7 protein-coding genes and 2 pseudogenes are annotated in these 9,739 nt (G+C 39.3%); 6 read left to right on the top strand and 3 right to left on the bottom strand.

From position 1 onward, the window contains the following. Positions 1–84: 84 nt before the first annotated feature. Complete coding sequence (locus CDG77_RS32035) at positions 85–1,194, bottom strand: sulfonate ABC transporter substrate-binding protein (RefSeq protein ID WP_094333239.1); 1,110 nt, start codon at positions 1,192–1,194, stop codon at positions 85–87. A 630-nt stretch (positions 1,195–1,824) separates the two neighbouring features. Between CDG77_RS32035 and CDG77_RS32030 the strand changes: the two genes are divergently transcribed. The 5 genes and pseudogenes from CDG77_RS32030 to CDG77_RS32010 all read left to right on the top strand — a co-directional run bounded on the left by CDG77_RS32030 (position 1,825) and on the right by CDG77_RS32010 (position 6,848). Next, positions 1,825–2,181: a hypothetical protein gene (locus tag CDG77_RS32030; RefSeq protein WP_094333238.1), complete on the top strand. Its 357-nt coding sequence runs from the start codon at positions 1,825–1,827 to the stop codon at positions 2,179–2,181. A 315-nt stretch (positions 2,182–2,496) separates the two neighbouring features. Next, the gene (locus tag CDG77_RS32025; protein ID WP_094333237.1) at positions 2,497–2,856 is read left to right on the top strand and encodes a hypothetical protein; all 360 of its coding nucleotides are present in this window, start codon (positions 2,497–2,499) and stop codon (positions 2,854–2,856) included. Between the two features lie 228 nt (positions 2,857–3,084). Next, positions 3,085–3,738, top strand: a pseudogene (locus CDG77_RS32020) (cysteine peptidase family C39 domain-containing protein); the annotation flags it as partial. 126 nt (positions 3,739–3,864) lie between these two features. After that, positions 3,865–5,397, top strand: a pseudogene (locus CDG77_RS32015) (peptidase domain-containing ABC transporter); the annotation flags it as partial. Positions 5,398–5,468: 71 nt separating this feature from the next. Further along, a complete protein-coding gene (locus CDG77_RS32010; RefSeq protein WP_094333236.1) occupies positions 5,469–6,848 on the top strand; it encodes an HlyD family secretion protein in 1,380 nt (459 codons plus the stop codon). 169 nt (positions 6,849–7,017) lie between these two features. Here the strand turns inward: CDG77_RS32010 and CDG77_RS32005 are convergent, their stop codons facing one another. Then, entirely contained in the window at positions 7,018–8,214 is a 1,197-nt protein-coding gene (locus CDG77_RS32005; RefSeq protein WP_094333235.1) for a family 10 glycosylhydrolase, read from the bottom strand. 512 nt (positions 8,215–8,726) lie between these two features. After that, positions 8,727–9,017: a WD40 repeat domain-containing protein gene (locus CDG77_RS31995; protein ID WP_181154112.1), complete on the bottom strand. Its 291-nt coding sequence runs from the start codon at positions 9,015–9,017 to the stop codon at positions 8,727–8,729. 117 nt (positions 9,018–9,134) lie between these two features. Between CDG77_RS31995 and CDG77_RS31990 the strand changes: the two genes are divergently transcribed. Beyond that, positions 9,135–9,581 (top strand): hypothetical protein, encoded by a 447-nt coding sequence (locus CDG77_RS31990; RefSeq protein ID WP_094333233.1) that lies wholly within the window; start codon positions 9,135–9,137, stop codon positions 9,579–9,581. Positions 9,582–9,739: the final 158 nt, after the last annotated feature.

Raw genomic sequence — 9,739 nt, 5'->3', positions numbered from 1 at the left:
GGGTGGGGTTCAGTACCACCTATTCAACTGAGAACCGCTATAAATCCATTACATCCCTACAGCCGATTTATGATTTTGGTCTATCTAAATCTTTGGTGAAAATGCAGCATATTGCTCTTTCGTTAATACTCCATCTCTAACATCAACTTTTTTAGGAATCAGCTTTAACTGATAATATGTATCAGCAACTTTTTGTTGCAAACCTATCAAATTATCATCAATTGGCACAATCCCAAAATTCCTCCTATTCGTAGCTATTCTCATTGTCGCTATGTCAATTCCTAGCACAGATGACAAAGTTTGCGCTACTTCTTCTCGATGCTGTTTAGACCATTCTTCGAGATTTTTAATTTCTTCTAAAACTGCCTTCACCGTTTGGGGATTTTCAGTGACAAATTTACGGGTTGCCAAATAATATCCTCCCTGTTTATTAATTCCTGTCCCATCAACTAAAACTCTGGCTTTAGTTGCCTCTTGAGCGGCTGCATAGAAAGGGTCCCAAATAACCCACGCATCTACACTACCCTTAACAAATGCAGCACGGGCATCAGCAGGTGGTAAATATTTAGGTTGAATGTCTGCATATTTTAATCCTGCTTTTTCTAAAGCTTGGACTAACAATAAGTGGGCACTAGATCCTTTTTGAAAAGCAACTTTTTTGCCTTTCAAGTCAGTAAGTTTTTGAATTGAGGAATTCTGAGGAACAAGAATTGCTGAACCAGCAGGACTAACAGCAATACCAGCTACGTAAGTTAATGATGCTCCTGCTGCTTGGGCAAATACTGGCGGCGATTCTCCAACATGTCCGAAGTCAATACTACCCACATTCATGGCTTCTAGCAATTGTGGCCCCGCCGGAAATTCAATCCATTGTACAGATATCCCATCTGGTGACAAACGCTTTTCTAAGACACCTTTGTTTCTCAGCAAAATGTTCGATTTTTGATAGCCAAATCTTAATACTGTGGCTTTACTAGAAGCTGAATTACTAACAGGTGTAGCACTGGGATTAGAAGAATTAATAGTTGATGGTGATGAGCAGGCAGCAAATAGCATACTCAGACACAGCCCTGTAACAAAAGCCCCCGCAATTGGCAAAGAAGAGAATAATTTATTTTGGTTGTTAAATGAATTCCTGATTTTGATCGAGGACATCCACTTAGCGATTAAGCGGCGAAAGATATGGTTAACCATTAAAATTATCCCTTGGAACATTTTAATACTATATATCTATAGGACTACCGTAGTATATTTATTGGTCATCCCTTCGGCGTAGCTTGCTTACGCTCAGAGCAAGTGGGGATTGTGAATCAAAGGTCTACGGGGGCTGGGATAGCTGCAAAATGGGGCACGTTGTAAAGTTTTGTAATGCAAAGAAAGCAAGCGCCTGTATGATATTTTATGGCAAATAACCTCTAAATACGCGCCTAATATACCCCGAAAGAAAGAATAGGAGAGATGTTTATAGAGAGTTCTTCCGATTCTGTGAAAAACAAAAGAAAAAATAAAATTTATATAATTCGTATTTACAAGTTTTATTTTCCTCCTATAGTATGAATAGGCGAGTTAATCATCCTTCTCTCGAAATAAATCCTGACACAAAAAAAGTTAACTTCTATCTCTCTTAAGAGAGATGACTTTTGTCTTTTGCCTTTATGTCTACTCTGCAAGAAAGACTACTGTGTGGGAACTGGTAGTTTTCTATGACATTAAGGGTAAATGCCGTATAGGTGAGATTTACATATCTATCAGGAACGCCTAACCTATCGGCGTTTATAAATATTGAGCGTATTTCCTAAACACCAACTTTTAGGAGAAAATCACATGGCTATGACAATGGAAACAGCCCAGTTAAACAACCAAAGCATCTTACAAAATTTTGCTTTGGTTGAAGAACTTAACGAACAAGCTGCGGAAATAATTTCTGGTGGTGTCATTACGTTTACAGTTGAAAACGCCACAAGCCGCTTCGTCTGGCACAGATTAAATAATTCTATGAATGTAATAACACCAGGTGAAAGACGGACATCTGCTAGCAATACAAATCCAGGAATAATTGAATTTGATGCTAATCCTCGACTTTTTGGCATTCAGCTTACATCTAAGGAGGTAGTTGCTGGGGGAACATATAAATTTCAACCCAAAGCTGGCGATCCCAATATGATCGAACTCGTCGGTTAAAGTCTAATTATTAGGAGCTGTAATACCATTTCTATGTGTAGGTTTGGTTGAGCGACAGCAAAACCCAACCAACATTATCAAGGATTTTGTCGGGTATCGTTCCTCAACCCAACCGACCATATATATAACTTTTGTTTTTTGCCTTTATGTCTACTCTGCAATAAAGACTACTGTGTGGGAACTGCTAGTCTTCTATGACATTAAGGGTAAATGCCGTATAGGTGAGATTTACATAGCTATCAGGAACGCCTAACCTATCGGCATTTATAAATATTGAGCGTATTTCCTAAACACCAACTTTCAGGAGAAAATCACATGGCTATCACAGACAAAAAAGCTCTGCTAAATAACCAAAGTATCTTGCAAAACTTTGGTTTGGTGGAAGAAATTGGTGAACAAGCTGCGGAAATAATTTCTGGCGGCAAAAGCAAAAAATTTACGGTTATAAATAACACAAACAATGCTATTGCTTACACACTGGATGACGTTGCTTGGAACATACCAGCCACTGCAAAACAAAGCTTCTACACCGACCATGATGGGAAAATGTCTTTCGATAAAGATAGTCGAGCAGATGAAATAAATGTGCAAAAAGAGTCCTTAAAAGATGGTAAAGCATATCAATTTAAACCCAATGCTGGTAATTCCAATATGATCGATCTCGTCTTGGTCTAATCATCGAGAGCGGTAATACCATTTCTGTAGGTCGGGTTGAGCAACAGCAAAACCCTACCAACATAATCAAGGATTTTGTCGGATGTTGTTCCTCAACCCAACCGACCATATAACTTTTTCACTTGTAGAGACGTTCCATGAAATGTCTCTACATCTAATTCATACTTCAATTATGCAACGCCTCAATTTCTTTCACTGTAATTTTCGCCCCAAAAATCGCGCTGGAAAATGAAATACAAAATTGTCCTTCAACACAGTGAAGAAGATTGTGGTGCAGCCACTTTAGCTACGATTTCCCAACACTACGGACGCACATTTACCCTCAACCGCGTGCGGGAAGCTGTTGGTACTGGGGCGAGAGGAACTACTCTATTGGGATTAAGACGGGGCGCAGAAGCCCTGGGATTCCATAGTCGGCAAGTTAAAGCCACTCCTCAACTCATCAACCAATTAGATCAAACTCCTCTACCTGCGATTATTCACTGGAAAGGCTACCACTGGGTAGTATTATACGGTCAGAAAGGGAAAAAATATGTAATTGGCGATCCTGGTGTTGGTATCCGTTACCTGACTCACGAGGAGTTAATTAAAGGTTGGAGTAATGGGGTGATGCTGCTACTCCTTCCCGATGAAAGCCGCTTTTATCAACAAGAATCAGATAAGATTGGCGGTTTTGGACGTTACCTACAACGGGTTTATCCCTATCGGTTTATTATCGCCCAAGCGATCGCCATGAATATCGCTATTGGGTTGCTTTCTCTAGCATCACCCTTCATGATGCAACTACTCACCGATGATGTCCTAGTGCGGGGAGATACCCAACTATTAACCACTGTCGCTATTGGCGTAATCACTCTGAACTTAATTAAAAGTGCCATTGGTTTAGGGACTTCCAAATAAAAAAATACTCAACTACTTCTTGTGGGGTGGGCAACATGAGCGCCCATATACAAAGGCGGGCAAGATGCCCACCCCACAAGATTGGGTAATTTATTTATTGGAAGTCCCTTAGTCGAATCGCACCTCATCGGCTATTTTGCTCAAAGATTGCAATTAGGACTAATTCTAGAATATGGGCGCAAACTCTTACATTTACCCCTATCTTATTTTGAAGGACGACGCAGTGGGGAAGTAGTCAGCCGCATTGCAGACGTTCACGCTATCAATAACTTAGTTTCCCAAATTGTCCTCGGATTACCCAGTCAATTTTTTGTTGCTGTAATCTCCTTGGGCTTTATGCTTTTTTACACTTGGGAGTTAACCCTGGCTTCTATAGTTGCATTTCTCATTATCACGGGTGTTAACTTGCTTTTCTTACCAGCACTGCGACAGAAAACCCGCAAGATGATTGTTTCTGGTACAGAAAACCAAGGTTTTTTAGTAGAAACATTTCGAGGAGTACAAGTCTTAAAAACTACCCAAGCTACACCCCAAGCTTGGGAAGAATATCAAGGAAATTTTGGTCATCTGGCTAACTTGGGCTGGAGTACCATGCAATTAGGACTTTACAGCAGCACAATTACAAGTATTCTTTCGACATTTATAAATATTGGTATTCTCTGGATTGGTAGCTATTTAGTAATTAATCGGACTTTAACAATCGGACAATTAATTGCCTATAACGGCATGAGTAGCAATTTTCTCGGCTTTTTGAGTTCCGCCATTGATTTAGTAGATGAGTTTATCACTTCCCAAATAGTTATTCAACGGCTGACAGAAGTTATTGATGCTACTCCAGAAGATGAAAATGATGTTAAAAAGCAGTGGGTAGGAATTCCTGCTAATGCAGATATTACCTGCACGGAAATTAATTTTCACCACACAGGTAGAGTTGATTTATTGCAAGATTTTTCTGTAACTATTCCTGGCGGTGAAGTAATTGCTCTAATTGGTAAATCTGGCTGTGGTAAAAGCACTCTAGCAAAATTGATTCCTGGCTTATATACAATTCAATCAGGAAATATTCGCTATGGTTTTTATAATCAGCAAGATATATCTTTAGAATGTTTGCGGCAACAGGTGGTTTTACTACCACAAGAAGCTCATTTTTGGAGTCGGTCTATTTTGGATAATTTCCAATTTAGTTATCCTCACCTGAGTTTTGCAGACATTGTTAGAGCATGTCAAATTACCGGTGCTGACGAATTTATCAGCGAACTACCTGATAAATATCAAACTGTCTTAGGAGAATTTGGAGCTAATATTTCTGGTGGACAAAAGCAACGATTAGCTATAGCTAGAGCCATAGTTACTAACCCACCCATCCTGATTTTAGATGAATCTACCAGCGCCCTCGATCCAGTGAGCGAAGCCCAAATACTAGATAGGCTTTTAGACCATCGCCAGGGTAAAACTACTATTTTGATTAGTCACCGTCCTAGAGTTATCCAGCGTGCAGATTGGATTGTATTTTTAGAACAAGGACGGTTAAAAATTCAAGGTAAGCCAGAAGATTTGCGGCAAGTTACTGGGGAGCATTTAGACTTTTTGGATGATGTGATTTTGAGTCTTTCAGACGCGATAAATCGCGTCTCTACATGAGGGTTTTGTGGCTCAAATGAACTGTATTTGCTAATATCTTCACCTATCTTTCAATTTTGAAGTGTCTAACTATGGTTAACGTTCACAATACAGATTTTTTACACCCAATTCAAACAGATGAATTTCTCCCACCGATTAGTCGTTGGATTACCTTTGGTGGACTGTTTGTTCTCTGCGTTTTGGCACTAGCGATTCCCATCGCCACAGTCACCAAATATAAGGTGACAGTCAAAGGACAAGCAGTTGTGCGTCCATCTGGGGAATTGCGAATTGTGCAGGCGGCAACTGAAGGCCAAGTTATGCAGATTCATGTCAAAGAAAATCAAGTTGTCAAAACCGGAGATGCGATCGCTATGATTGACGACTCCCGTTTAAAAACTAAAAAAAACCAAGTGCAAGCGAATATTCAGCAAGCTAAGTTGCAGTTAGTGCAGATTAATGCTCAAATTCAAACCCTTAAGAGTCAAATTCGCGCCGAAACTGATAAAATTAACCGAATTGTTAATGGTGCTGAAGCTGAATTAAGCGATCGCCTGCGACGATATCAGGATAAAAAAATTAATACTGTGACTGAATTACAAGAAGCTCAAGCAAATCTCGATTCTACTAGGACAGCTTTGAATGCAGCGAAGTTAAAGCAAAAGCGATATGAGAGTGTAGCGGAAGGATTGTCTAGGGATAAATTAGAGGAAGCACAGTTAGCTACAAAACAGCAAGAACAAGCTGTATATGCAGCGATCGCTAAAATGCAACGTGCGAAAGCAGCTTTAAATCCTAGTCATGCAGAAGTAAAAATTGCTACTGAGCGGATAGCCCAAGAAAAAGCCACTGGTTTAAGTAACAAAAGAGTTTTCGAGAAAGAACTGCAAGGAATTATCAAGCAACAGATTGAATTAGAAAAACAGCTAGAGCGTGATACTGGCGAACTAAAACAAGTCGAAATCGAACTCAATCACACCACTATTACTGCTACTGCTGATGGGATCATTTCTCAGATAAACTTGCGTAACCCCGGTCAAACTGTGCGTGCTGGCGAAGAAGTCTTGCAGATTGTCCCCAGTGATGCCAAGCAGATTATCAAGGCAGTAGTGGCATCTGAAGATAAAAGTAAGCTCAAAATTGGTCAACAAGTTCAAATGCGGGTTAGTGCTTGTCCCTACCCAGATTACGGTACTCTCAATGGTAAGGTAGAGGCGATTTCTCCCGATGCCATGACTCCCCCAACAAATAGCACAAATGGATCTCCTCCTCATACCAATATCACTCCAAAAGCGGCTGTCCCAGGTGCTTTTTATCAGGTGACTATTGAGCCAGAAAGTCTGGTTTTAGGTAAAGGCGAAAATCTGTGTCAGATTCAATTGGGAATGGAAGGCAGAGTGGATATTATTTCCCGCGAAGAAACCGTACTGCAATTTTTCTTGAGAAAAGCGAGATTAATTGCAGATTTGTAATTTTATCAAAACAGGAGTCAGGAGTCAGAATTCAGAATGAATTGGAGTCCGACTAATGAATAGCGCAAATAGAGGTCGTTCAATAGGCAATCGATATTCTTGCAGCAGGTTCCAATAGTTGGGTGATGTCTACGCCCCGCGTTGAGAGCGATCGCTACTTTCTCCATGTTCAAAGCGAGTTTTTTAAGCTAGAAGCTGTTTTTTCTGGATTTCCTGAAAACGGAAAAACTAAGATGCTTTTGATTTTTGGATTATCAACTAATTCTTTTAAACGACCAAACTGCCGATCTGTAATTGCAACTCCAGCATATTTTTGAGCGTAATTTAATTCTTCAACAAAATTACTATCATTATAAGCTTGAATAAATACGCGATCCACACCCCATTTTTCCCAGTCAGCCGCAAAATATTTTTTAGCCCAATAAGGATTATGATGACAAATATCAAAACTCACTGACTCATTAGCTTTCTTCATAGAAGTTACCATTTGCTGCACAAATTTGGTCAAATTTGCAGTCCGATCAACTTTTCCAGGTAATTCAGCATAATAACCTAGATAATCATCCCATTGAACTGCATCAATATCAGGATATTTTTTGACAAACTCTACTAATATATTTTTAAAAAGATTAGCAACTTCAGGAATTTCCACATCCAGTACATAATGATCGATTCCAGAGTAAGTTTTATCCACTCCTGGAACAATCCATTTCCGATTAATTGCTAAATCAAAAATCGGGCTATTTTTATCTATTTTTATCCCCTTTTCAAAATAAGCATGAACTTGCATTCCTTGTTTATGTGCTTCGTCTATCAACCAATTTAACCATTGCTCTTGAAACTGGTTTGGACAACTTTTATACCCAAAGCTTTGCTGCATAACCTCACTATTATACATCGTACAACCATTCCCCCAAACACCGTGAATAATTGTATTAATTCCTTGAGAGCGATAGTAACGAACTCTTTCACGAATCGTTTGTTCATCAGCATTATTGGTAACTTGATAGCGAGTTAAATAAATTCCTCTAATTACTTTCTTTTCCCAAGGCGTTTGAGGCAATTGGATTTTTTCCTTTAGGATTACTTTTTGTAAGGGTTTATTGTTGTTAGGAGTTAAGCTTGGAGTAATTTTTACAGAAACTGATGGAGCTATAGAAGCAGTTGGAGTAATAGTTGGAGAGCTAGTTATAGCAGGGTTAAAAATATGTATATTTATCTTTTTGCTATTATCTAAAAACTTGCTTATTTCTAGATATCCTCTCTGGCTAAACCACCAATAACCACCTCCTAAGATAATTAGGATTATAGAGATCGGTATATTTGAGCATCCACATCCGCTTGGCTCTTTCTTTCGACTCGGCATATAAAACTCCAATTTAGTTTTTGACAATATACTAAGACTCAATAGCCTGTTTCATTAGGGGTTATCTGAATTTTTTCTCACAAATAAGACAAGATTGTATCTAGGATAATAACGATAGCGTTCCTAGTGATTAGGCAAATCACTATCTATCATCGTTTCAATCACAATACCGCCAAATCGAGCTGATTCTGCCCAGCACTTCACTGCATCAATGTAGCAAATGTGACTTTTGTACTCCTCTTTAGTTTCACTTACAATACCCGCAAACCCTCCAATCATTGAGGTATTAAAGAAACTCAACTTCTGTTCCTGGACACTACAAGTTTTATCGTATTAATTATTACAATTAATACGGAGACATCTTGCAAAATATCGAGTTGGGGTGGAACAGATTGGGCAAGGATGAAATTCAGTATTGCTCATATCTCTAAAGAAATGCTTAACTGAACTGGGCTATAGTCCGTAAAGCACATACTCAAGGTTTAAGCTAACTAAACCCTCGCTTTCACCAATTAGTTTATTTGCCAAATATGTATAGTGCTATCCTCATTACTACTAGCGAGAGTTTTACCATCTGGACTAAGAGCAAGCCCTAAAACAGAACTGGAACCATTCCTTGATGTATGCAATAATTTCCCCTGCTCTAAATTCCACAGTTTAATACTGCCATCATAATTGCCGCAGATCAGAATTTTTCCATTGGGGCTAATCACAAAAGATTCAACTGAACTAAAGTTATCAGCAAACTCATGTAGCAGTTTTCCAGTTTGAAGATTCCATGTAGGTGATATGCTTTTTATCATTGCCAAGCATGAGTTAGGTAATGACGATCTCTCCAATAGGCGATGTCTATTGACAAGCCGTTGCATGTCTACGCACAAATTATCCGAAAGCACTAAACTTCAAACATCAATACTACCATGCTCAAACTATTGCCTAAATTTGCAATTGGGATTGCAACTGCTGCTCTTAGCACTGGCGTAATTGCAACAAGTCTTGCCCAAAACTCTACTGTTAGCTATGACTTTACAATTAATGTCACTAAAGGCTCGTTAGCAGGCAAATCGTTCAGTGGTAGCTTCAGCTACGATAATTCGACCTTAAAAGGCATTGGAGTTGAAGAGTTGGGAGTTACTCAGGGATTAAAGGCTTGTTTTAACTATCTTGGACGTAACTATAGCGAGAGTGACGATCGTGACTATCCTACCTTCCCGAAACTAGTTTTTGAGAATGGCTTAATCAAACAACTAGACTTTTGGTTACAACCAGAAAAGCGTGTTGTCTGGTGGAATTTACCTGGATGGGAAGTTAAGTATACGCAGCGTCAAGCTTCTGCCCCTACCGTTCTAAATTGCCAAAAACGCTAAAGCGATACCTACGGTGAGCTACGCTAACGCACTTTCTTGCTAGTGCCGGCGACTTTTCCCCACAATACCAAGAAGTCAAGAAGTCTATTTTTTAGTGACCCAAGGAATATGTATAGCGGTTCTTAGTTGAGTGAGGTACAAGAACCCCACCCCCAACC

Origin of the sequence: Nostoc sp. 'Peltigera membranacea cyanobiont' 213 (genome assembly GCF_002245975.1) — a bacterium.
Classification (GTDB): domain Bacteria; phylum Cyanobacteriota; class Cyanobacteriia; order Cyanobacteriales; family Nostocaceae; genus Nostoc.
The sequence above is the reverse complement of the archived record's forward strand: the minus strand, read 5'-3'. Positions and strand labels throughout refer to the sequence as shown.

What these genes read in the sequence shown, in the direction of transcription:
- CDG77_RS32005 (WP_094333235.1), bottom strand. Translation starts at nt 8,214, where the DNA reads ATGCCGAGTCGAAAGAAAGAGCCAAGCGGATGTGGATGCTCAAATATA.
- CDG77_RS32030 (WP_094333238.1), top strand. Translation starts at nt 1,825, where the DNA reads ATGGCTATGACAATGGAAACAGCCCAGTTAAACAACCAAAGCATCTTA.
- CDG77_RS32025 (WP_094333237.1), top strand. Translation starts at nt 2,497, where the DNA reads ATGGCTATCACAGACAAAAAAGCTCTGCTAAATAACCAAAGTATCTTG.
- CDG77_RS31990 (WP_094333233.1), top strand. Translation starts at nt 9,135, where the DNA reads ATGCTCAAACTATTGCCTAAATTTGCAATTGGGATTGCAACTGCTGCT.
- CDG77_RS31995 (WP_181154112.1), bottom strand. Translation starts at nt 9,017, where the DNA reads ATGATAAAAAGCATATCACCTACATGGAATCTTCAAACTGGAAAACTG.
- CDG77_RS32035 (WP_094333239.1), bottom strand. Translation starts at nt 1,194, where the DNA reads ATGGTTAACCATATCTTTCGCCGCTTAATCGCTAAGTGGATGTCCTCG.
- CDG77_RS32010 (WP_094333236.1), top strand. Translation starts at nt 5,469, where the DNA reads ATGGTTAACGTTCACAATACAGATTTTTTACACCCAATTCAAACAGAT.